The organism is Arsenophonus endosymbiont of Aphis craccivora, from assembly GCF_013460135.1.
GTDB lineage: Bacteria > Pseudomonadota > Gammaproteobacteria > Enterobacterales > Enterobacteriaceae > Arsenophonus > Arsenophonus nilaparvatae.
The window spans coordinates 1208913-1232645 of record NZ_CP038155.1; the positions used below are offsets into that span (position 1 = coordinate 1208913).

The window sequence follows — 23733 nt, forward strand, 5'->3', positions numbered from 1 at the left end:
ACTATTTAAACAATTCTGTCTTATTATTTTAACAGGTAATTTCGGATAGTATAATTTTAATGATCAAACTTTGAGCAAACGATGAAAAAAATAGTATTTTTTTATATTAAGGTCTAGACAAGGTCATCACATTTCGCCATACTTCCGCGCCATGGAAGGATGGCCGAGCGGTCGAAGGCAGCGGTCTTGAAAACCGCCGATGGGAAACCATCCTAGAGTTCGAATCTCTATCCTTCCGCCAAATTCGCCGGCTTAGCTCAGGTGGTAGAGCAACTTACTTGTAATCAGTAGGTCACAAGTTACACTCCGGTAGCCGGCACCAATTAAGTCAAAAGCTACTCAGTTTATCCCACAGTGCTTTTTAGGTAAGTGGGATATTTATGGGGTGCTTCTATAGCATAAGTTCCTATTTATTGCCGCTGTTCTATTGAGTAAACAGACATACCTGTGAAACGTTTGGTTTGATTTCAATTTAATCCACATTAGTAAAAATAGTATTTGCTGTCTAAAATAGCTGCTCAATCTCTTAAAATAATGTAAATGAAATTTTTAATATTTTAATTTTATTTTAGGAAGCATATTAAACAATTCTTATTTTTAACCTTGTCACAATAGCGGTATGTTCAAAAGTAATATTGTTATGATCAATTGTAGTTATTTCACGGTTTGTTTTAGTGCGTAGCTTTGATATTTATATCCCCATAATCGACAATACCATTTTCATCAAAGCATAATTTTTCTTCAATTTTGTCATCATAATGACATACCGTAACCAGGCCATTGTGGTTATATATATTCATCCGCGACTTTATCGTTAGTGCTCTCATGAGCAAAAGAATATGATTGAATAAGAGAGGCTTTGTTGAATAAATCAGAATTAGCCGCCAGGATGGCTCCCTCTGCTACAGCTGTTATCCGATCCTGACGCTGTGTGGCATACCCAACAACGTCATACGGTTCAGCGCTTTGACCATCGCCATTGCTTCACCTACCTGAGCCTCATAGTCACGCAGCCTCAGATGGCCACCCAGCAAAGTTTTTATGCGGAACATCGCTGTTTCTGCCACTGAACGCCGGTGATAACCCACTTTCTTTTTCCACATATCATTACTCCTGCTCAGACGCTGATTCGCCACCGCATGGTTACGTTCATGGTACTTGTCCGGCCAGTATTTCGCTCCGCTTCGCGGCGGGATAAGGGGCCTGATTTTCTTTCTTAGCAACGCGTCGTGGCAGTAACAGGCGTCATAAGCACCGTCTGCTGACACTTCCCTGATTTTCCGGTGGGTTTGGTTAATCAGGCCCGGCAGTGCCTGCGCATCTGTCGTTCCGCTGAGCGATAAGTCGGCACAGATAATCTCATGATTCACACTGTCTGCTGCCAGATGAAGCTTGCGCCACACTCTTCGTCTGTCAGCCCCATGCTGCCTGACTTTCCATTCACCTTCGCCAAAGACCTTCAGACCGGTACTGTCGATGACCAGATGCGAGATTTCACCACGCGTTGGCGTTTTTATGCTGATGTTGACGCTCTTTGCTCGTCTGCTGACCAGCGAGTAGTCCGGACAGCACAGCGGCAAAGACATGAGTTTAAAAATCGAATCAACGAAGCCCTGTAATGCCCGTAGCGACAGGTTAAACACACGCTTCATCATCAGGACAGTGGTAACAGCCATATCGCTGTAGTAAAGCGGCCGGCCACGACCTTCAGGCGAAGAACTGTCAGTCCATCCAGCGATGGCCGACTCATCAAGCCAGACCGTCAGGGAACCGCGTTGTCTGAGTGCCTTGTTGTACGCTGGCCAGTTGGTAATTTTAAACTTTTGCTTTGACATGGGGACCTGATGTTGAAACGAATTCGCTGTTTTTACTGAAATGAATATCAATGCCCTAAAATTAGGACATCTTTTTCATTGCTGTAGAGCATTTTTTTCGCTAAAATGCCGCCCGCTTGATTAGCAATCACTAACAAGTTTTTATTATCGGATCTGCCACTGGGTCGCCTGTTGCAGAGTCTTTTTATATTATGAGAACAAATCATGCTAACGATTAATGCAGAAATACGCAAAGAGCAGGGTAAGGGTGCGAGCCGCCGCCTGCGTAAAGACAACAAATTACCGGCTATCGTCTATGGTTGTGATCAGGAACCCGTTTGTATTGAACTCAGCCATGATGAAATTATCAACCAAGAAAGCAAGCCAGAGTTTTATGAAGTATTAACACTGGTGGTTGATGGGAAAAAAACCAAAGTTAAAGTACAAGCGGTTCAACGTCATCCGTTTAAGCCTAAACTAACCCATATCGATTTCTTGCGGGTTTAATTACGCAAAATGGCGCTTTTTTACCAAGCCAATTATCAATAACGCCGCTTTTGCGGCGTTATTTGTTTTTACCATCATTAACGGCTTTTCTTGCCACGCCCTAATTGCTCACGTAAGTTTGGTGGTGTACCTTTAATTGTTAACGTATCCGTTGCCGGATCCCAAAAAACACGCTCATCAAGTAACAAAGCATCAAAGTTAATGGTCAAGCCACCACCACTACCTGAATATTTGGTTAATTGTTTGAGAGTCGTACGATCTGGTGGAAAACTTTCTGCCAATTGATAACCATTTTGTTGCGTAAATTCAGCAAAATTTTGCTCTCCTAAAGCAGGCAACTCTTTTGATAAACACTTTAATTCAATTTCTTCTCCGGCCTGTTGTTGCTCATTACAATAGCGATAAACTTGCTGGCGATATTCTTGTGTGGCGGCCTGGTTTAACTCAGACGAATCACAATAATCATTCACGGCTTGCAGTAATCCTTTATTCTGTATTTTAGCATTCATACCTTCGCTAGCTGACATAAAATCCATAAAAAAATCAGATACTTTACGCCCGACGCGGCCCTTTAAAAAAGTTAAATAACGTTCAGAAGCGGGATTTCTTTCCCATTCTGTCAAGTCTATGCGAGCAACAATATCAACATGCGGAATATCAAGATAATGAGTAGTATTCAATTCCAGATTATCATTAACAAACATACTATTGCAGCTATTTAATACAGCTATCAATAAGTAATCTACCGCCGAATAACGATATTGACAAAACAGTACCACCCCACCTTCTGCAAACGGATATTTTGCCAATTCATCCCGCAAACGAATAGTAGCCGCACGGCTAAATCCCAAAAAGTTTTCATCTCCCTTTCTCAAAGCCACTAATGCTTCAGCTAATTCGCTCGCTTGATTAAAAGTGGCAAAGGCTTTACTTTTAGCGCCATAAATCCGATGCAATACTGCCATCATTTCTTGCACTATATTATCCGTGCCTAATAAAGAATCACGCAGCACAACCTCTAGTGTTTGTTCATCACGTTTTATCAACTGATGTAAAGCAATCTGGCAAATATCCAGACTCATCATTTACTCCTTATTTTCTTTATGGCATAAAGATCAACGGTATTCAGACATCGATAACTTTTTCCGGCGGCTAAATTGATATCTATTGATATAACATTTTTGTATTATGGGCATATAATAAGATTTGTAACTTATGGAAACCGGTCAATTTAAAATGTTACTAAATGAAATTATCCAGTTAAATTAGACAAAACAGCTACAGCAAAAAACACAATAATACGCTAAAATATAAAGCTTTATTCATTCAGGCTTTTTATTATGCCACAATCATCCCATTATAGTGATGAGCAAATTGAACATCTACTCCTAGAATTAGTCAAAGTATTAGAAAAATATCAAGCTCCAACTGATCTATCATTGATAGTATTAGGTAACATGGTGACAAACTTAATTAATACAACTGTTACACTGACTCAGCGTAAAACTATTGCAGAATCTTTCGCTCAGGCGTTACTTGCTTCTGTTAATGAAGAGAAAATTCACTAATTTAGCAGATAAAATATTACATGGTGACCAACTCTCGAAACTATCGTGAAAAAGTCTCCCAAATGATAAGCTGGGGACACTGGTTTACGTTATTCAATATAGTACTCAGTTTAGTATTAAGTAGCCGATATCTGTTTGTTTTTGATTGGCCGGGTACGTTATTCGGCCGTATTTATGCTATTGTTAGCTGGCTTGGGCATTTTAGCTTTGTTATTTTTGCCTGTTATCTTTTAATCATCTTTCTTATTACTTTCATTATTGGTTCACAGCGACTGCTAAGATTTCTATACACCATCCTTACCACCACAATACTGACTTTTCTCATTTTTGATATTGCGTTTTTTTCGCGCTATAACCTCCATTTAACACCACTACTATGGGAGTTATTAATAAATCCTAAAAACGGCGAAATGGCGAGAGAATGGCCGTTGCTGTTTATTTGTGTGCCTATCATTTTTTTTATTGAGATGTTATTTGCTACCTGGAGTTGGCAAAAATTACGCAGCCTAAACCGTCAACGAGTCACTAAACCCTTGGCAGGTATCTTCATCACAGCATTTGTTGCTTCCCATTTAATGTATATTTGGGCTGATGCAAATTTTTATCGCCCAATAACTATGCAGCGAGCTAACTATCCCCTATCTCACCCAATGACAGCGAGAAAATTTCTTGAACGCTATGGTTATCTCGATCCAGTGGAATATCAACGCAAGATACAACAAGAAGGCAACCCTTCAGCACTGTCTATTGAATATCCACTCAAACCACTTAGCTATCAAAAACAAGCACCAAAGTATAATTTATTACTACTGGTCGTTAATAATCTTAACTATCAAGATACAACTGAAGGTATGCCAGCATTGAATACTGTTAAATCAATCAGTACGCAATTTAATCAACATCTCAGTACAGGTATCCAAAACCAACGGGCGCTATTTAGCCTATTCTACGGTTTATCGCCTAGTTATTTAGATAGTATACTTAATAGCAGAAAACTTTCCGCCCTAATTGAAGCATTAAAATATCAAAACTATCAATTTGGTCTGTTTTCATCGAATGGTTTTAGCTCACCATTATTTCGTCATGCAATTCTGGCAGATTATTCGTTACCAGAAAATGCTGCCGGTAATGATTATCAAACTACCAATGAATGGGTAAAATGGTTAGATAGCATAGAAAACCAGACTCGGTGGTTTTCTTTTCTTAATCTTAATGGTTTTGATAATCATAAATCGCAAAGTAATAATAAGTTACAATTAGATCATGAGATTAAACGCATAATTGATGCGCTAAAACAAAAAAATATGTTAAACAATACCGTTGTAGTCATTACGGCAAACCATAGTAGCAATCCAGAAACTCATGAAACAACAAAATGGTTCACTAACGGTAAATTTAATCTTAAACAAATGAAGGTGCCTTTATGGGTATATTGGCCTAATACCCCACCACAGCAAATTAATAAGCTAACCAGTCATCAAGATATTATGACCACCTTAATGCAGCGTTTACTTTATGTTGATAATTCACCAGAAGACTATTCTCAAGGAGAAGATCTTTTTACCCCTAAACGTAACCAACCCTGGGTTTTATCAGGTGATAAACAAGTACTAATTATTAACTTTACTAATAAAACGCTTTACCTTAATCAAAATGGTGAGGTTTATATCTTTGATGATAAAGGCAATAAAATAACAGATGAAAAACCTGATTTAACTCAACTGCTAAGAGCTTTTGCCGAATCTACCCGTTTTAATACTAATTAATGCTTAAAAATCAAGCGGTCGTAGTACTTGCTATTGATTTTAACCAAAAAAACGGTAGTATAGCGAGCCTATATCGGCATGTAGCGCAGCCTGGTAGCGCACCGTCATGGGGTGTCGGGGGTCGGAGGTTCAAATCCTCTCATGCCGACCAAGATTTACTAAGAAAACCAATCAGTTATGATTGGTTTTTTTGTGCTTGAAATGCACCGATGGTAAAATTGGAGTAAGATGATCGATAATTATTGGTGGTTTTCTGCTCTTTCATTGGTCTATCGCATCAAAGACTTCATATAAATCAATTTTCAAAATTTATAATTAAATAAAATAGCGTTTAAATTAATACTGCCTAATTTGAAAGTAAAATGGAAAAGATAACATTTTTCCTTATGGTAGCTTCTTTGGTTTCTTATTCAGCTAATCAAAAACTGATATAAGGGGAATTACCAAAGCTGATAGGACCACTAGTTATGTCCAAGTTACCTATTTTTCTTCAGTGCTCAATTAAATTGTTGATCCCTATTGTTCATTATTAGTATCTGGCTTTCATGTATGGTAAACAATTTAGACAGGCTTTGTTGAATAAATCGAACTTTTAGGTGATTGGCGGAGCTGATCGCTAAATTCGTTTCAACATCAGGTCCCCATGGCAAAGCAAAAGTTTAAAATTACCAACTGGCCCGCGTACAACAAGGCACTCAGACAACGCGGTTCCCTGACGGTCTGGCTTGATGAGTCGGCCATCGCTGGATGGACTGACAGTTCTTCGCCTGAAGGTCGTGGCCGGCCGCTTTACTACAGCGATATGGCTGTTACCACTGTCCTGATGATGAAGCGTGTGTTTAACCTGTCGCTCCGGGCATTACAGGGCTTCGTTGATTCGATTTTTAAACTCATGTCTTTGCCGCTGTGCTGTCCGGACTACTCGCTGGTCAGCAGACGAGCAAAGAGCGTCAACATCAGCATAAAAACGCCAACGCGTGGTGAAATCTCGCATCTGGTCATCGACAGTACCGGTCTGAAGGTCTTTGGCGAAGGTGAATGGAAAGTCAGGCAGCATGGGGCTGACAGACGAAGAGTGTGGCGCAAGCTTCATCTGGCAGCAGACAGTGTGAATCATGAGATTATCTGTGCCGACTTATCGCTCAGCGGAACGACAGATGCGCAGGCACTGCCGGGCCTGATTAACCAAAACCACCGGAAAATCAGGGAAGTGTCAGCAGACGGTGCTTATGACGCCTGTTACTGCCACGATGCGTTGCTAAGAAAGAAAATCAGGCCCCTTATCCCGCCGCGAAGCGGAGCGAAATACTGGCCGGACAAGTACCATGAACGTAACCATGCGGTGGCGAATCAGCGTCTGAGCAGGAGTAATGATATGTGGAAAAAGAAAGTGGGTTATCAACGGCGTTCAGTGGCAGAAACAGCGATGTTCCGCATAAAAACTTTGCTGGGTGGCCATCTGAGGCTGCGTGACTATGAGGCTCAGGTAGGTGAAGCAATGGCGATGGTCAAAGCGCTGAACCGTATGACGTTGTTGGGTATGCCACACAGCTTCAGGATCGGATAACAGCTGTAGCAGAGGGAGCCATCCTGGCGGCTAATTCTGATTTATTCAACAAAGCCGTAGTGATCATAAATAGCTTTTGCTTTTACATTTAATTCCTCTGAATGAGTTTCATATATAGCTTGGGAAATAGTCTGTATAAAGGCTGAATTATAATTAAAAAATAAATCAGGATAATTTTGGAAAGTATCTATCATTAAATTAATAACAGAGTCTTTTTGTAATGACATCGGCCAATCATTAAATTTGCCAATATAGTTAATACAAACACTTTTTAGCCAATTTGAAATTTCAGTATCTGCATAATAGGGTTGTTCAACTAAAATATCGATTAATGACACTTCAATGGTAGAAGTATCAACTTTCTGTTTTGTTAATGATGAAATAATTTGCTTTATCATGTCTATTTTTGCAACATCATACATTTTATCAATGCTAGCTATCTGCATTAATACACTATTTGTCTCTCGATTATTTATATGATTTAAACATCGATCCAGGTGATATTGATCCCACTTAAAATCTATCAATAAAATGATTGCTTTATCCAATACGATCGAATTGAGGTCTAAATTAATTAACTACTCCAAAGATATCGTCGCACCAGTTAAATTGCTGTTAGTAAAATTAATATTTGTTAGATTGGCTTTTTTTAAATTAGCATCCGTGAGATTCGCATCAGTCAAATCTGCGCCCCATAAATCAGTATTTAGTAAAATCGCATTGGTCAAATCTACATTTTGCATATTAGCGCAACGAAAATGAGCTCGCGTTAAATTTGCACCTATTAATTTAGCATTTGTTAATATTGAACTTTCACCATTAGTGCGTTCTAAATTAGCGTTAGTCAAATTAGCATCAGTTAAATCAATATGGTACAACTGAGAGTTTGACAAATTTGCGGTTGTTAAATCAACCCTTGACATAACGCTACATAATAACAATGTTTGCGACAAATTTGCTGACATTAATTTAGCATGGGTTAAATCAGCATATTTTAGTTGAGCTTCGCTCAAATTAGCCATGGCTAAATTACAGAATTTTAAATCAGCATTATTGAGATTTGCGCCTTGCAAATCCGCATTAGATATATTCGCATCTGCCAGAACCGACCGGTCTAAAAGAGCATTATTTAATTTGGCATTACTTAAATCTGCTTTGCTTAAATCAGCTCCAAATAAATTACTACCTTGTAAATAGGCATTTTTCATTTTAACCGCGATTAGCCTACTACGTACTACGCATTAAGTTCACGTGACTAAGATCAATTTCTGCTGGTAACTGTATGCCCGTCAAATCAATTTTAGCTAACTCAAAATAATCACCGGCTTCTCTTATTTGTAATTTCTCCATTAAACTGGCTAATTTTTTATTTTGCCAATCTTGTCTATCAGCTAAACTACAATCTAAAGCTAATTTTTCTGTTAAAATTGCCAAATTGGTTGTTATTTTAGCCTGCTCTTCCGTAATAAGATCAGGCTAAAAAGAGGAAAATATTTTATTTTCATCTTTTGAGAGGCTTTGTTGAATAAATCAGAATTAGCCGCCAGGATGGCTCCCTCTGCTACAGCTGTTATCCGATCCTGAAGCTGTGTGGCATACCCAACAACGTCATACGGTTCAGCGCTTTGACCATCGCCATTGCTTCACCTACCTGAGCCTCATAGTCACGCAGCCTCAGATGGCCACCCAGCAAAGTTTTTATGCGGAACATCGCTGTTTCTGCCACTGAACGCCGTTGATAACCCACTTTCTTTTTCCACATATCATTACTCCTGCTCAGACGCTGATTCGCCACCGCATGGTTACGTTCATGGTACTTGTCCGGCCAGTATTTCGCTCCGCTTCGCGGCGGGATAAGGGGCCTGATTTTCTTTCTTAGCAACGCATCGTGGCAGTAACAGGCGTCATAAGCACCGTCTGCTGACACTTCCCTGATTTTCCGGTGGGTTTGGTTAATCAGGCCCGGCAGTGCCTGCGCATCTGTCGTTCCGCTGAGCGATAAGTCGGCACAGATAATCTCATGAGTCACACTGTCTGCTGCCAGATGAAGCTTGCGCCACACTCTTCGTCTGTCAGCCCCATGCTGCCTGACTTTCCATTCACCTTCGCCAAAGACCTTCAGACCGGTACTGTCGATGACCAGATGCGAGATTTCACCACGCGTTGGCGTTTTTATGCTGATGTTGACGCTCTTTGCTCGTCTGCTGACCAGCGAGTAGTCCGGACAGCACAGCGGCTAAGACATGAGTTTAAAAATCGAATCAACGAAGCCCTGTAATGCCCGTAGCGACAGGTTAAACACACGCTTCATCATCAGGACAGTGGTAACAGCCATATCGCTGTAGTAAAGCGGCCGGCCACGACCTTCAGGCGAAGAACTGTCAGTCCATCCAGCGATGGCCGACTCATCAAGCCAGACCGTCAGGGAACCGCGTTGTCTGAGTGCCTTGTTGTACGCGGGCCAGTTGGTAATTTTAAACTTTTGCTTTGACATGGGGACCTGATGTTGAAACGAATTTAGCGATCAGCTCCGCCAATCACCTAAAAGTTCGATTTATTCAACAAAGCCCTTTTGAGATCCTAAACATATTAACCTCTATGATGTTGAATTCTCGATTGTTGCCAATAGTGTATCGCTTAAAACACCATCTTATTAATTTTCTTTAGGGCAATATTTATTGATAGTAACTTGAAGAAATGGTTTTATTTTTTATTAATGACAATACAATATTCTGCGCTATTTAAAATGATAAACTTTTATCATTTTTTTGCTTTTAAATTCCGCTTTCAATAGCAAGCTAATTTTTTAACACCGTTCAATTTTATCGTGTATATATGCGACGTTAAAATAACCACCATTTAAGAATAAAAAATCCATAAAAAACTAATAATTATGAAATTATCACTGCATAACTTATTTTTACAAATAATTTCCAGCAAACATACTTTGTCTTCAAGCAGCAAAAATCACAGAAAAATGCGAAAAAATCAGCTACATTGATAGACAATACCCATAAAAAGGTAAATATCTATGAGCCAGCGTGGACTCGACGCATTATTGCGACCTAAATCCATTGCAGTTATTGGTGCCTCAGAACAACCAGAACGAGCGGGTTCCGTTATTATAAAGAATCTACTTTCTAGTGGCTTTACAGGCCCGATCCTGCCGGTTACACCAAATAAAAATGCGGTAATGGGAATACTCACTTACCCTACGATTGATAAATTACCATTCTCACCAGACTTAGCTGTTATCTGCACAAATTCAGACAGAAATTTAACCTGCCTAAAGCAACTGGGAAAAATGGGGTGTAAAGCGGCCATTATCCTCTCATCACCACCCTCTCAGTTTGTAAAACTTAAAGCATTAACTCAGGAGTACAATATAAGACTATTGAGACACAATAGTTTGGGGATCCTTGCCCCCTGGCAGCAACTAAATGCCAGCTTTTCACCAATTCCAATTCTAAAAGGCAAACTGGCTTTCATTTCACAATCTGCAGCAGTTTCTAATATTATTCTGGACTGGGCACAACAACGTAAAATTGGCTTTTCTTACTTTATCGCTCTGGGAAACAGTTTAGACATTGATATCGATGATCTACTTGATTTTCTTGCCAGAGAGAATAAAACTAGCGCCATCTTACTCTATATAGAACATATACAACAGGCACGGAGATTCCTTTCAGCGGCTCGCAGTGCATCACGTAATAAACCCATTCTGGTTGTTAAAAGCGGGCGTACCCAACAAGCCCAATATTTACTAGGTGAAGTACAAAGTTTTGATGCTGCTTATGACGCAGCTATTCAACGGGCAGGATTACTTCGAGTACAAGATACCCATGAAATGTTTTCTGCTGTAGAAACACTCAGTCACATGTCTCCTCTAAAGGGAGACAGACTTTCTATTATTAGTAATGGTAACGGACCTGCCGCAATGGCACTCGATGAGCTTTTTCGGCGCAAAGGAAAACTGGCAATTCTTAATGCTAATACTCAACAAAAAATTCAAGCCATTTTTCCCCAATCTTTACTCGAACCAAAATCCAATTAATATCGGTGATGATGCAACCATAGAATGTTACATCAAAATCCTAAATATTATGTTAGATAGCCAGGATCATGATGCTATATTACTTATTCATTCACCTAGTACCATTGCCAACAGTTTATTTACTGCTGAAAGGATTATTTAAACCATTCAATCACATCCCCGCAGCAAGTGGATAACCATATTCACTAACTGGTGTGGCGAATATTTATCACAAGATGCACGTAAACGTTTTAGTGAAGCGAGTATTCCAACTTATCGAACACCAGTTGGATTAACGGCTAACACAACAAAAGCCCATGCATTAATCCAAAAAGCACTAAAAAAAGGGATCACCCAACTTGATACACACGAAGTGGAACCCATTTTACGCGCATATGGCTTAAAAATTTTACCTACCTGGATAGCTCATAACAGTGATCAGGCAATCACTATCGCTGAAAGAATTGGCTATCCTGTTGTTTTAAAATTACGCTCTGCAGATATTCCTCACAAATCTGATATTCAAGGCTTTATGCTCTATTTACGTAATGCCCAAGAGGTAGCAGATGCTAGCCAGGGAATTTTTGATCGCGCGGCGCAACACTTTCCTAACGCCATGATCCAAGGTTTATTAGTACAAAGTATGGCAAATAAAGCAGGCGCTCTAGAGTTAAAAATAGCCATTGAACAAGATCCTATTTTTGGTCCTTTGATCTTATTAGGTGATGGAGATATCGAATGGCAGCCATAAACCCATGCTGCGGTGGCAATCCCTCCTCTTAACATGACATTAGCCAGATATTTAGTTATTCAAGCAATTAAAAATCACAAAATAAAATCAACCAATTCATCCCATCAATTGAATATTGATGGTCTCTGCCAATTACTCGTCCGCGTTTCAAACTTACTAATAGATTGCCCGCAAATTGTACGACTAAATATTCACCCACTTTTAGCATGTGATGAAGAATTCACTTTACTGGATGTTGCTATGGAACTCTGTCCAATAGTCGGTGATCCTAAAGCAAGATTAGCAATTAGACCCTATACTAATGAATTAGAAGAAATTATCTCTCTTAAAAATGGCATAAAATGTCAACTTAGACCTATCCTGCCAGAAGACGAACATTTACTCAAAGATTTTATTGCTCAGGTAACAAAAGAAGATCTTTATTATCGTTATTTTAGTGAAATTAGCGAATTTACCCATGATGCCTTAGCGAATATGACACAAATCGATTATGACCGAGAAATGGCCTTTATCGCTATTAAAAAAAATTCCGAGATTATTGGCGTGGTTCGTGTGGTAGAATATCCTGACAATCAGCAAGCAGAATTTGCCGTTTTAGTACGTTCTGATATGAAAGGTAATACACTTGGATATCAGTTAATGGACAAAATTATTAGATATAGCCGTAGTCGAGGCACTCGACGACTTACTGCAATCACCATGCCTGAAAATCAAAAAATGCTACAGTTAGCACAAAAATTAGGTTTTAGTCTCAATATTCAATTTGAAGATAGTATTGTCAATCTTGATCTAACTCTATGAAGAAAAGAATCTTATAACTAAATAAATAGAACTAATAATGCAATAAATAGTGGCTGAACAATCGGTCAACATAGCTAGGATTAATAGATACAAAAAATTAAACTAATGGTATCATGAATCACCAATTTTCAATAAACCTAAACCAGAGTATGTAATCTACTCCTTTAATAAAAAAGAGAAAATTTACACTGTGATGTTGTCCAAATTAAAAAAAGCAAAGCATCAACAATATCTTGAGCAATTAGCAAAATTACCTCAGTCTGCTGCTGGAGTTGTCACCCTATACCAAACAGAAAGTTTTCGAAAAGCTCTGTTGGACAAAATTGCAAACGCTCAACGGTATATTTATATTACTGCACTTTACTTCGAACATGATGATGCAGGACGAGACATACTAAATGCGCTTTATCAAGCAAAAATGGTACGACCAGAATTAGATATCAAAATAATGGTTGACTGGCATCGTGCTCAACGTGGTCGCATTGGTGCAGATGCCAGCGCAACTAATGCAGATTGGTATTATCAAATGGCAATGGCACACCCAGGATCAGAAATCGCTATTTTTGGTATCCCGGTCAACACACGTGAAGCATTAGGTGTTTTACATCTAAAAGGTTTTATCTTCGATGATACGGTTATTTATAGCGGCGCCAGTATTAATGATGTCTATCTCCAGCAACACCAACGTTATCGTTACGATCGTTATCATATATTAGATAATGCGCAATTAGCTGCAATTATGAAAAGTTTTATCGACCAAAGTTTGCTATCTTCACCAGCCATCCAGCGTATAGATCAAGCTCATCGTCCCCGCAATACTCAAATTAAAAGTTTAATTAAACAATTTCGCCATAGCTTAAAAAGTTGTCACTATCAATTGCAAAATAATGCCACAAATGAAGAGTTAGCAGTAACTCCATTAATCGGTTTAGGCAAAAAAAACGAATTAAATAAAACTATTACGCATTTAATGAACAGTACAGAAAAGAAAATTACTATCTGTACACCCTATTTTAATTTACCCACTATTTTAACGCGTATAATTAGTAAATTACTGCGTGATGACGGCAAACAAATTGAAATTATCATTGGCGATAAAACGGCTAATGACTTTTACATTCCACCAGAAGAACCTTTTAAAATTATCAGTGCATTACCTTATTTATATGAAATTAACCTACGCCGTTTTATCTGTAGGTTACAACGCTTTGTAGATAACCAGCAATTAACTATTAGATTATGGAAAGACGGAGAAAATAGCTATCATTTAAAAGGAATTTGGATAGATAATAACTGGCAATTAATAACCGGTAATAATCTCAATCCTCGTGCATGGGTACTGGATTTAGAGAATGCAATATTAATTCATGATCCCCAAAAAGTTTTGTTACAGCAAAAAAACAAAGAATTAAAATGTATAACAACTAATACTCATATTGTAAGTCACTATCAAGAGCTTGAAAATATCCAGCGCTATCCAGTAAAAATTAAAAAATTTATTCGCCGTTTACGCAGGATCCGCGTTGATAGGCTAATACGTCGCATTCTGTAATAGGTTAGCTCAATTTCCAACTACAAAATAATAAACTTTTTTGAATCAATGTGTTATCAATAATTAAAACGTCAAAAAGCCACCCTGGGGTGGCTTTCTTAACATAATTAAAGTCTGGCAGCTCCCTACTCTCACATGGGGATACCCCACACTACCATCGGCGCTACGGCATTTCACTTCTGAGTTCGGCATGGGGTCAGGTGGGACCACCGCGCTATTACCGCCAGACAAATTCTTTTCTATTTATCCCGTCTTATTTCGCTGCCTTATAGTCTGCTCACCTACCTAAGTAGCGAACATACCTCGGCCTTCAGCAAAATCCGACCAGATTCAATCTCAAAACAAGCTAAAATTCTCTCTCTCAAAACACCTTCGGTGTTGTCAGGTTAAGCCTCTCGGGTCATTAGTACTGGTTAGCTCAACGTATCGCTACGCTTACACATCCAGCCTATCTACGTCCTCGTCTCGAACACCCCTTATAGGACATTACTGTCAGGGAAGACTCATCTTGAGGCCAGTTTCCCGCTTAGATGCTTTCAGCGGTTATCTCTTCCGCACTTAGCTACCAGGCGATGCCATTGGCATGACAACCTGTACACCAGTGGTGCGTCCACTCCGGTCCTCTCGTACTAGGAGCAGCCCCCCTCAATCTTCCTTCGCCCACGACAGATAGGGACCGAACTGTCTCACGACGTTCTAAACCCAGCTCGCGTACCACTTTAAATGGCGAACAGCCATACCCTTGGGACCTACTTCAGCCCCAGGATGTGATGAGCCGACATCGAGGTGCCAAACACCGCCGTCGATATGAACTCTTGGGCGGTATCAGCCTGTTATCCCCGGAGTACCTTTTATCCGTTGAGCGATGGCCCTTCCATTCAGAACCACCGGATCACTAAGACCTACTTTCGTACCTGCTCGCGCCGTCACGCTCGCAGTCAAGCTGGCTTATGCCTTTGCACTAACCTCACGATGTCCGACCGTGATTAGCCAACCTTCGTGCTCCTCCGTTACGCTTTGGGAGGAGACCGCCCCAGTCAAACTACCCACCAGACACTGTCCTCAGCCCGGATTACGGGCCTAAGTTAGAACATCAAACATTAAAGGGTGGTATTTCAACGTTGGCTCCATGCAGACTGCCGTCCACACTTCAAAGCCTCCCACCTATCCTACACATCAAGGCTCAATGTTCAGTGTCAAGCTATAGTAAAGGTTCACGGGGTCTTTCCGTCTTGCCGCGGGTACACTGCATCTTCACAGCGAGTTCAATTTCACTGAGTCTCGGGTGGAGACAGCCTGGCCATCATTACGCCATTCGTGCAGGTCGGAACTTACCCGACAAGGAATTTCGCTACCTTAGGACCGTTATAGTTACGGCCGCCGTTTACTGGGGCTTCGATCAAGAGCTTCGCCTTACTGCTTACCCCATCAATTAACCTTCCAGCACCGGGCAGGCGTCACACCGTATACGTCCACTTTCGTGTTTGCACAGTGCTGTGTTTTTAATAAACAGTTGCAGCCAGCTGGTATCTTCGACTGGCTTCAGCTCCGGATGCTAGACCCTTCACCTAATGCCAGCGTGCCTTCTCCCGAAGTTACGGCACCATTTTGCCTAGTTCCTTCACCCGAGTTCTCTCAAGCGCCTGAGTATTCTCTACCTAACCACCTGTGTCGGTTTTGGGTACGATTAATGATTACCTATCGCTTAGAGGCTTTTCCTGGAAGCTGGGCATCAACTACTTCACCACCTTGGTGGCTCGTCATCACGTCTCAGTGTTGTAGCAGTGCGGATTTGCCTGCACTACCCACCTACTCGCTTAAACCGGGACAACCGTCGCCCGGATAGCCTAGCCTTCTCCGTCCCCCCTTCGCAGTAACCATTAGTACGGGAATATTAACCCGTTTCCCATCGACTACGCTTTTCAGCCTCGCCTTAGGGGTCGACTTACCCTGCCCCGATTAACGTTGGACAGGAAACCTTGGTCTTTCGGCGAGCGGGTTTTTTACCCGCTTTATCGTTACTTATGTCAGCATTCGCACTTCTGATACCTCCAGCAGACCTCTCAGTCCACCTTCTACGGCTTACAGAACGCTCCCCTACCCAACAACATCTAAATGTCGCTGCCGCAGCTTCGGTGCATGGTTTAGCCCCGTTACATCTTCCGTGCAGGCCGACTCGACCAGTGAGCTATTACGCTTTCTTTAAATGATGGCTGCTTCTAAGCCAACATCCTGGCTGTCTAAGCCTTCCCACTTCGTTTCCCACTTAACCATGACTTCGGGACCTTAGCTGGCGGTCTGGGTTGTTTCCCTCTTCACGACGGACGTTAGCACCCGCCGTATGTCTCCCGTGATAACATTCTTCGGTATTCGTAGTTTGCATCGGGTTGGTAAGTCGGGATGACCCCCTAGCCGAAACAGTGCTCTACCCCCGAAGATGAATGCACGAGGCGCTACCTAAATAGCTTTCGGGGAGAACCAGCTATCTCCCGGTTTGATTGGCCTTTCACCCCCAGCCACAAGTCATCCGCTAATTTTTCAACATTAGTCGGTTCGGTCCTCCAGTTAGTGTTACCCAACCTTCAACCTGCCCATGGCTAGATCACCGGGTTTCGGGTCTATACCCTGCAACTTAACGCCCAGTTCAGACTCGGTTTCCCTACGGCTCCCCTATACGGTTAACCTTGCTACAGAATATAAGTCGCTGACCCATTATACAAAAGGTACGCAGTCACACCCTGTCGGGTGCTCCCACTGCTTGTACGTACACGGTTTCAGGTTCTATTTCACTCCCCTCGCCGGGGTTCTTTTCGCCTTTCCCTCACGGTACTGGTTTACTATCGGTCAGTCAGTAGTATTTAGCCTTGGAGGATGGTCCCCCCATATTCAGACAGGATAACACGTGTCCCGCCTTACTCTTCGAGTTCACAACACTTACCGTTTCAGATACGGGGCTATCACCCTTTATTGCTGGCCTTTCCAGACCCTTCTCCTGCGGTAAATATTGATGTTGACTCTGGGCTGCTCCCCGTTCGCTCGCCGCTACTGGGGGAATCTCGGTTGATTTCTTTTCCTCGGGATACTGAGATGTTTCAGTTCCCCCGGTTCGCCTCGTTTGACTATGAATTCATCAAACGATAGTGCATTAATGCACTGGGTTTCCCCATTCGGACATCGCCGGCTAATACGCTTCATATCAGCTTACCGACGCTTTTCGCAGATTAGCACGTCCTTCATCGCCTCTGACTGCCTAGGCATCCACCGTGTACGCTTCATTCGCTTAACCTCACAACCCGAAGGGGTCTTCTACTGTCTTTTTGTTGGGTTATGGATGAGCGTCCACCAATTCTGTGTTGGGCATTGCGCGCAATGCTCACGTACTTTAGTACGCTGCGCTTGCTGTGCGCTGGCCGCCTCGAATTGCTGACTGCTCGCTCATAACTCTTCATCATGACAACAAAAACCCAACTGATTGGAGTTTTGAGAGTTCTCCACACTATTTTTTTAATAATGTGTGTTTCAATTTTCAGCTTGTTCCAGATTGTTAAAGAGCATAATTGGTAAACCAACTCACTAAATTGGTTTAATCATTATTGCGTAAAGCACAAAAAGTACACAAAACTAAAAGTGTGATGCACCGCCTTTCTAAATCACTAAAGTGGCGTCCCCTAGGGGATTCGAACCCCTGTTACCGCCGTGAAAGGGCGATGTCCTAGGCCTCTAGACGAAGGGGACTTCAAGCTCTTCAGTCAATCTTAGATTGGCTTTACGCGCTATTTCATCAGACAATCTGTGTGAACACTCACATTCCATCTATCTAGGTAAGGAGGTGATCCAACCGCAGGTTCCCCTACGGTTACCTTGTTACGACTTCACCCCAGTCATGAATCACAAAGTGGTAAGCGCCATCCAAAAAGGTTAAGCTACCTACTTCTTTTGCAACCCACTCCCATGGTGTGACGGGCGGTGTGTACAAGGCCCGGGAACGTATTCACCGCGACATGCTGATCCGCGATTACTAGCGATTCCGACTTCATGGAGTCGAGTTGCAGACTCCAATCCGGACTTCGACGTACTTTCTGAGTTCCGCTTCCCATCGCTGGCTCGCCTCTCTCTGTATACGCCATTGTAGCACGTGTGTAGCCCTACTCGTAAGGGCCATGATGACTTGACGTCATCCCAACCTTCCTCCGGTTTATCACCGGCAGTCTCCTTTGAGTTCCCGACACTACTCGCTGGCAACAAAGGATAAGGGTTGCGCTCGTTGCGGGACTTAACCCAACATTTCACAACACGAGCTGACGACAGCCATGCAGCACCTGTCTCAGCGTTCCCGAAGGCACTCCTCTATCTCTAAAGGATTCGCTGGATGTCAAGAGTAGGTAAGGTTCTTCGCGTTGCATCGAATTAAACCACATGCTCCACCGCTTGTGCGGGCCCCCGTCAATTCATTTGAGTTTTAACCTTGCGGCCGTACTCCCCAGGCGGTCGATTTAACGCGTTAGCTCCGGAGGCCACAGTTTATGACCACAACCTCCAAATCGACATCGTTTACAGCGTGGACTACCAGGGTATCTAATCCTGTTTGCTCCCCACGCTTTCGCACATGAGCGTCAGTCTTTGTCCAGGGGGCCGCCTTCGCCACCGGTATTCCTCCACATCTCTACGCATTTCACCGCTACACATGGAATTCTACCCCCCTCTACACGACTCTAGCTAACCAGTCTTGAATGCCATTCCCAGGTTAAGCCCGGGGATTTCACATCCAACTTAATTAACCGCCTGCGTGCCCTTTACGCCCAGTAATTCCGATTAACGCTCGCACCCTCCGTATTACCGCGGCTGCTGGCACGGAGTTAGCCGGTGCTTCTTCTGTCGCTAACGTCAATTGCTAAGGTTATTAACCTTAACACCTTCCTCACGACTGAAAGTACTTTACAACCCGAAGGCCTTCTTCATACACGCGGCATGGCTGCATCAGGCTTGCGCCCATTGTGCAATATTCCCCACTGCTGCCTCCCGTAGGAGTCTGGGCCGTGTCTCAGTCCCAGTGTGGCTGATCATCCTCTCAGACCAGCTAGAGATCGTCGCCTAGGTGAGCCATTACCCCACCTACTAGCTAATCTCATATGGGTTCATCCGCAGGTGTGAGGCCAGAACGGTCCCCCACTTTGCTCCTTAGAGATTATGCGGTATTAGCCACCGTTTCCAGTGGTTATCCCCCGCCTTCGGCCAGATCCCCATACCTTACTCACCCGTCCGCCGCTCGCCGGCAAGGAAGCAAGCTTCCTTCCGCTGCCGCTCGACTTGCATGTGTTAGGCCTGCCGCCAGCGTTCAATCTGAGCCATGATCAAACTCTTCAATTAAAAGCTTGATGCTCAAAGAATGTTTTACTGACCGTAACGCCCTTTTGTTCAACCCGCTTTGCCGATGTTTGACCACCTTCGCCGCTGCCGTCCAAAATAACGTTACTGCATATTAGTTCATATATGAATTAACTGTTTGTCACTCTTCAAGACTTTAAAATCAAATATTTTTTGATGATGTCTTGCGAGTGCCCACACAGATTGTCTGATTAATTGTTAAAGAGCGTGCGACCTAGGCCGCGAGGTGGCGTATATTACGCTTTTCACCTGTAAGGTCAAGTAGTTATTTCTACTTTTCTTTACCATGCGTCAAGAAAATTTAATTCAATTGATTCGTTCTATACTGACTCAGTGGGGGGCGGCATTATAGGCGCTTTTAAGCCGCTGGCAAGCGTTATTTAAAAAAATTTGTCTAATTGGTTTATATTTCAACAACTCGGCTTAAATAGAAATTTTTTCTAACCGATTAAAACCTTCATTTATCAGTACAGGAATAAGCTTTTCAGCTTCAACATCAATTTTAGTGCAATAGGCGATATTTTTACTTTTTGTCAAAATCAAATTTTGATGGTTATTGATTAACCAAACCGCTCGTCTGGCAATTGCAGCGCCTGAATCAATGATTCTGGTTCCGTCAAGCAGCACTTCTTTTAGTTCTGCCGATAATAACGGAAAGTGTGTACAACCGAGCACAATGGTATCAGGGGGTTCTTTCATTTTTAACCACGGTTTTACAATGCGCACTAACGCTTCTTTTGAGATTACCTGACCATGAAGTTTTTTTTCTGCTAATTCGACTAATTCTGATGAAGCGATCATCTCAACTTGACAATCAACGGCAAATCGATCGATCAGTTCTCTAGTATAGTTTCCACTAACCGTTACCTTAGTTGCTAATAATCCAATAACACCATTACGTGTTAATTTAGTTGCTGGTTTTATTGCGGGAACAACCCCAATAATTGGAAATTGGAAATGCGCTCTTAAAGCAGGCAAACTGACCGTACTTGCCGTATTACAAGCAATAATTGCTATTGCTAACGCATGTTTTTGTTGAATTTGATCGATGAAGCGAATAATACATTCAATAATAAATTCTGCACTTTTCTCTCCATAAGGAAAAGCATCATTATCAAAAGCATAAATATAGTGTAAATCTGGCAATAGCTGTCTGACTTCACGATAAACAGATAACCCACCAACACCAGAATCAAAAATTAGAATAGTTGGCCGAGCCGTTTTCGACTGAGCAGAGGTTACTTTTTTTATTTCATTTTTCATTCATTTCATCACAATAATGAACAATATGCTGATAAGAGAATTGTTAGTAAAAATAGTCATGAGTAATTATACAGTAATAATAGATTGAATGAATCCTGTGCTGTTGTAATAATTGTCCGCTGGTTTTAAGACAATATTATAACCTATTTTTATTTTTGCATTACCGTCCAATATCGAAGAACTACAACTTTACGACTCTTACTATCAATATGCAAAAAATAAGCTTTAGAAAAACCTTTGTAATTACTATCTATAAATCGTGCACCAAAGCTAGACTTCTCTTTCTCTACAATCTCACGATAGAAAATTTTTTATCAAGATGAATCTGAATACATGCTAAATAATTTGTCAATTACCCAATACAACTTGCAGTTAGCTGAAAAAATCAAATATTTAAACAGTATTATGCTGCCTTTTAATGCACCTGAACCAGAAATTTTTCGTTCTGATTTTTCCCATTATAGAATGCGCGCTGAATTTCGTCTCTGGCATGAAGGACCAGATTTATTTCATATAATGTTTGATCAAACGACTAAACAACGTATAAGAGTTGATCAATTACCTAGCGCTAGTAAATTAATTAATCAAATGATGCTTGCTTTAATTCCATTAATTAAAACTAAACCGCTTTTACGGTATAAACTCTTCCAAGTAGATTATTTATCAACATTAAGTAATAAGATTATTGTTTCATTAATTTATCATAAAAAATTGGAACAAGAATGGATTGAAGAAGCTAAACAATTACGTAGCGCTCTAATTAATCAAGGTTTTAATATACAACTTATTGGCCGCGCAGCAAAAACAAAAATTATATTAGAACAGGATCATATTGATGAGGTATTACCTATTTCAGTTAAGTCAATTATCTATCGCCAAATTGAAAATAGTTTTACCCAGCCCAATGCCGGAATAAATATCAAAATGTTAGAATGGGCGATTAATATTACTAAAAACACAAAAGGTGATTTACTGGAGCTTTATTGTGGAAACGGTAATTTTTCTATCGCACTAGCACAAAATTTTAATCGTGTTCTGGCAACCGAGATTGCAAAACCATCAGTAGCAGCAGCTCAATATAATATTGAAGCTAATAAAATTAATAATGTAAAAATTATTCGAATGTCAGCAGAAGATTTTACCCAAGCAATACGAGGTGAACGTCAGTTTAAACGCCTTGAAGGTGTTGATTTAACAAGTTATAAATGTAAGACTATTTTAATCGATCCGCCTCGCTGTGGTTTAGATGAAAAAACGCTTGAATTAGTACAAAAATATCCACGCATTCTTTATATATCCTGTAATCCTAATACACTTTGTCACAATTTAAATATACTCAATAAAACTCATAAAATTGATCGATTAGCGTTATTTGATCAATTTCCTTATACCCACCATATTGAATGCGGTGTTTTACTTGAGAAAAAACATATTTGAATGAGATAAAAACGCCATTAAAAAATATGGCGTTTTATTTTATAAGTGGCTTTGTTGAATAAATCGAACTTTTAGGTGATTGGCGGAGCTGATCGCTAAATTCGTTTCAACATCAGGTCCCCATGTCAAAGCAAAAGTTTAAAATTACCAACTGGCCCGCGTACAACAAGGCACTCAGACAACGCGGTTCCCTGACGGTCTGGCTTGATGAGTCGGCCATCGCTGGATGGACTGACTGTTCTTCGCCTGAAGGTCGTGGCCGGCCGCTTTACTACAGCGATATGGCTGTTACCACTGTCCTGATGATGAAGCGTGTGTTTAACCTGTCGCTCCGGGCATTACAGGGCTTCGTTGATTCGATTTTTAAACTCATGTCTTTGCCGCTGTGCTGTCCGGACTACTCGCTGGTCAGCAGACGAGCAAAGAGCGTCAACATCAGCATAAAAACGCCAACGCGTGGTGAAATCTCGCATCTGGTCATCGACAGTACCGGTCTGAAGGTCTTTGGCGAAGGTGAATGGAAAGTCAGGCAGCATGGGGCTGACAGACGAAGAGTGTGGCGCAAGCTTCATCTGGCAGCAGACAGTGTGACTCATGAGATTATCTGTGCCGACTTATCGCTCAGCGGAACGACAGATGCGCAGGCACTGCCGGGCCTGATTAACCAAACCCACCGGAAAATCAGGGAAGTGTCAGCAGACGGTGCTTATGACGCCTGTTACTGCCACGATGCGTTGCTAAGAAAGAAAATCAGGCCCCTTATCCCGCCGCGAAGCGGAGCGAAATACTGGCCGGACAAGTACCATGAACGTAACCATGCGGTGGCGAATCAGCGTCTGAGCAGGAGTAATGATATGTGGAAAAAGAAAGTGGGTTATCACCGGCGTTCAATGGCAGAAACAGCGATGTTCCGCATAAAAACTTTGCTGGGTGGCCATCTGAGCCTGCGTGACTATGAGGCTCAGGTAGGTGAAGCAATGGCGATGGTCAAAGCGCTGAACCGTATGACGTTGTTGGGTATGCCACACAGCGTCAGGATCGGATAACAGCTGTAGCAGAGGGAGCCATCCTGTCGGCTAATTCTGATTTATTCAACAAAGCCTACCGAATATTGTCGGTGAGTTAAAAATAAATATAAGCTAATTCCATAAAAGAATTTGTCGCTAATAGAGAGTGAGTATGAAATAAATAATATCAAACATAAATAATAAACCGATATTTTAATATGTCATTTAGACGACTATATTTAGGTCATATCGAAAATGATCTAGTAATCACTTAAATAAGCG

General features: G+C 41.5%; 15 protein-coding genes, 4 tRNA genes, 3 rRNA genes and 2 pseudogenes. 12 read left to right on the forward strand and 12 right to left on the reverse strand.

The features are described 5' to 3' along the window. Positions 1-153 precede the first annotated feature (153 nt). A tRNA-Ser gene (locus E3U36_RS06355) sits at positions 154-241 on the forward strand. Between the two features lie 5 nt (positions 242-246). After that, positions 247-322: transfer RNA gene (locus E3U36_RS06360), tRNA-Thr, on the forward strand. Positions 323-911: 589 nt separating this feature from the next. On the opposite strand, the gene E3U36_RS06365 is transcribed toward E3U36_RS06360, so the two are convergent. Beyond that, positions 912-1835, reverse strand: coding sequence for an IS5 family transposase (locus E3U36_RS06365; RefSeq protein ID WP_180815869.1), 924 nt, complete (start codon positions 1833-1835; stop codon positions 912-914). A 204-nt stretch (positions 1836-2039) separates the two neighbouring features. On the opposite strand from E3U36_RS06365, the gene rplY reads away from it, so the two are divergent. Continuing rightward, entirely contained in the window at positions 2040-2321 is a 282-nt protein-coding gene (rplY, locus tag E3U36_RS06370; protein ID WP_180815871.1) for a 50S ribosomal protein L25, read from the forward strand. A 77-nt stretch (positions 2322-2398) separates the two neighbouring features. Here rplY and yejK read toward each other — a convergent pair whose 3' ends face one another. Then, complete coding sequence (yejK, locus tag E3U36_RS06375) at positions 2399-3403, reverse strand: nucleoid-associated protein YejK (protein WP_180817560.1); 1005 nt, start codon at positions 3401-3403, stop codon at positions 2399-2401. Positions 3404-3661: 258 nt separating this feature from the next. On the opposite strand from yejK, the gene E3U36_RS06380 reads away from it, so the two are divergent. The 3 genes from E3U36_RS06380 to E3U36_RS06390 all read left to right on the forward strand — a co-directional run bounded on the left by E3U36_RS06380 (position 3662) and on the right by E3U36_RS06390 (position 5806). Beyond that, entirely contained in the window at positions 3662-3889 is a 228-nt protein-coding gene (locus E3U36_RS06380) for a DUF1414 domain-containing protein (protein WP_180815872.1), read from the forward strand. 20 nt (positions 3890-3909) lie between these two features. Continuing rightward, on the forward strand, positions 3910-5655 hold the full coding sequence (gene yejM, locus E3U36_RS06385) for an LPS biosynthesis-modulating metalloenzyme YejM (protein ID WP_180815874.1): 1746 nt from the start codon (positions 3910-3912) through the stop codon (positions 5653-5655). A gap of 74 nt (positions 5656-5729) precedes the next feature. After that, positions 5730-5806, forward strand: a tRNA-Pro gene (locus tag E3U36_RS06390). 346 nt (positions 5807-6152) lie between these two features. On the opposite strand, the gene E3U36_RS06395 is transcribed toward E3U36_RS06390, so the two are convergent. Next, positions 6153-6305 carry a hypothetical protein gene (locus tag E3U36_RS06395; RefSeq protein WP_180815875.1) on the reverse strand — a complete coding sequence of 51 codons (153 nt, stop codon included), beginning with the start codon at positions 6303-6305 and terminating at the stop codon, positions 6153-6155. Between E3U36_RS06395 and E3U36_RS06400 the strand changes: the two genes are divergently transcribed. Further along, positions 6299-7222: an IS5 family transposase gene (locus E3U36_RS06400; protein ID WP_180815877.1), complete on the forward strand. Its 924-nt coding sequence runs from the start codon at positions 6299-6301 to the stop codon at positions 7220-7222. The two genes, E3U36_RS06395 and E3U36_RS06400, sit on opposite strands and share 7 nt — an antisense overlap. A gap of 41 nt (positions 7223-7263) precedes the next feature. Here E3U36_RS06400 and E3U36_RS06405 read toward each other — a convergent pair whose 3' ends face one another. From E3U36_RS06405 to E3U36_RS06420, 4 genes and pseudogenes are all read right to left on the reverse strand, one after another. Next, positions 7264-7620, reverse strand: a complete 357-nt coding sequence (locus E3U36_RS06405; protein WP_238337403.1) for a hypothetical protein — start codon at positions 7618-7620, stop codon at positions 7264-7266. A 180-nt stretch (positions 7621-7800) separates the two neighbouring features. Further along, positions 7801-8442: a pentapeptide repeat-containing protein gene (locus E3U36_RS06410; RefSeq protein WP_255479104.1), complete on the reverse strand. Its 642-nt coding sequence runs from the start codon at positions 8440-8442 to the stop codon at positions 7801-7803. 7 nt (positions 8443-8449) lie between these two features. Next, positions 8450-8656: a hypothetical protein gene (locus tag E3U36_RS06415; protein ID WP_180815881.1), complete on the reverse strand. Its 207-nt coding sequence runs from the start codon at positions 8654-8656 to the stop codon at positions 8450-8452. A 136-nt stretch (positions 8657-8792) separates the two neighbouring features. Continuing rightward, positions 8793-9716, reverse strand: a pseudogene (locus tag E3U36_RS06420) (IS5 family transposase). Here E3U36_RS06420 and E3U36_RS06425 point away from each other — a divergent pair. The 3 genes and pseudogenes from E3U36_RS06425 (at position 9710) to pssA (ending at position 14359) form a co-directional block, all read left to right on the forward strand. After that, on the forward strand, positions 9710-9889 hold the full coding sequence (locus E3U36_RS06425) for a hypothetical protein (protein WP_180815883.1): 180 nt from the start codon (positions 9710-9712) through the stop codon (positions 9887-9889). The pseudogene E3U36_RS06420 and the gene E3U36_RS06425 overlap by 7 nt on opposite strands. A 364-nt stretch (positions 9890-10253) precedes the next feature. After that, positions 10254-12807: pseudogene (locus E3U36_RS06430) on the forward strand (bifunctional acetate--CoA ligase family protein/GNAT family N-acetyltransferase). A gap of 193 nt (positions 12808-13000) precedes the next feature. Continuing rightward, positions 13001-14359, forward strand: a complete 1359-nt coding sequence (gene pssA, locus E3U36_RS06435) for a CDP-diacylglycerol--serine O-phosphatidyltransferase (RefSeq protein ID WP_180817561.1) — start codon at positions 13001-13003, stop codon at positions 14357-14359. A gap of 112 nt (positions 14360-14471) precedes the next feature. On the opposite strand, the gene rrf is transcribed toward pssA, so the two are convergent. The 5 genes from rrf to murI form a co-directional block, all read right to left on the reverse strand. Beyond that, positions 14472-14587: ribosomal RNA gene (gene rrf / locus E3U36_RS06440) — 5S ribosomal RNA — on the reverse strand. Between the two features lie 154 nt (positions 14588-14741). Next, positions 14742-17645, reverse strand: a 23S ribosomal RNA gene (locus tag E3U36_RS06445). 373 nt (positions 17646-18018) lie between these two features. Then, positions 18019-18094 (reverse strand) — tRNA-Glu (locus E3U36_RS06450). An 87-nt stretch (positions 18095-18181) separates the two neighbouring features. Then, positions 18182-19726 (reverse strand): 16S ribosomal RNA (locus E3U36_RS06455). Together the 16S, 23S and 5S rRNA genes with 1 tRNA gene alongside form the textbook arrangement of a ribosomal RNA operon. 441 nt (positions 19727-20167) lie before the next feature. Then, positions 20168-21007 (reverse strand): glutamate racemase, encoded by an 840-nt coding sequence (gene murI, locus E3U36_RS06460; RefSeq protein WP_180815885.1) that lies wholly within the window; start codon positions 21005-21007, stop codon positions 20168-20170. A gap of 333 nt (positions 21008-21340) precedes the next feature. On the opposite strand from murI, the gene trmA reads away from it, so the two are divergent. Together trmA and E3U36_RS06470 are read left to right on the forward strand one after the other, a co-directional pair. Next, a complete protein-coding gene (gene trmA / locus E3U36_RS06465) occupies positions 21341-22444 on the forward strand; it encodes a tRNA (uridine(54)-C5)-methyltransferase TrmA (RefSeq protein WP_180815887.1) in 1104 nt (367 codons plus the stop codon). Positions 22445-22566: 122 nt separating this feature from the next. Beyond that, positions 22567-23490 (forward strand): IS5 family transposase, encoded by a 924-nt coding sequence (locus E3U36_RS06470; RefSeq protein ID WP_180815889.1) that lies wholly within the window; start codon positions 22567-22569, stop codon positions 23488-23490. Positions 23491-23733: the final 243 nt, after the last annotated feature.

Bases quoted from the DNA above. Each gene is read 5' to 3' on its own strand.
- E3U36_RS06365 (WP_180815869.1), bottom strand. From the start codon at position 1,835: ATGTCAAAGCAAAAGTTTAAAATTACCAACTGGCCAGCGTACAACAAG.
- rplY (WP_180815871.1), top strand. From the start codon at position 2,040: ATGCTAACGATTAATGCAGAAATACGCAAAGAGCAGGGTAAGGGTGCG.
- yejK (WP_180817560.1), bottom strand. From the start codon at position 3,403: ATGAGTCTGGATATTTGCCAGATTGCTTTACATCAGTTGATAAAACGT.
- E3U36_RS06380 (WP_180815872.1), top strand. From the start codon at position 3,662: ATGCCACAATCATCCCATTATAGTGATGAGCAAATTGAACATCTACTC.
- yejM (WP_180815874.1), top strand. From the start codon at position 3,910: ATGGTGACCAACTCTCGAAACTATCGTGAAAAAGTCTCCCAAATGATA.
- E3U36_RS06400 (WP_180815877.1), top strand. From the start codon at position 6,299: ATGGCAAAGCAAAAGTTTAAAATTACCAACTGGCCCGCGTACAACAAG.
- E3U36_RS06405 (WP_238337403.1), bottom strand. From the start codon at position 7,620: ATGATAAAGCAAATTATTTCATCATTAACAAAACAGAAAGTTGATACT.
- pssA (WP_180817561.1), top strand. From the start codon at position 13,001: ATGTTGTCCAAATTAAAAAAAGCAAAGCATCAACAATATCTTGAGCAA.
- murI (WP_180815885.1), bottom strand. From the start codon at position 21,007: ATGAAAAATGAAATAAAAAAAGTAACCTCTGCTCAGTCGAAAACGGCT.
- trmA (WP_180815887.1), top strand. From the start codon at position 21,341: ATGCTAAATAATTTGTCAATTACCCAATACAACTTGCAGTTAGCTGAA.
- E3U36_RS06470 (WP_180815889.1), top strand. From the start codon at position 22,567: ATGTCAAAGCAAAAGTTTAAAATTACCAACTGGCCCGCGTACAACAAG.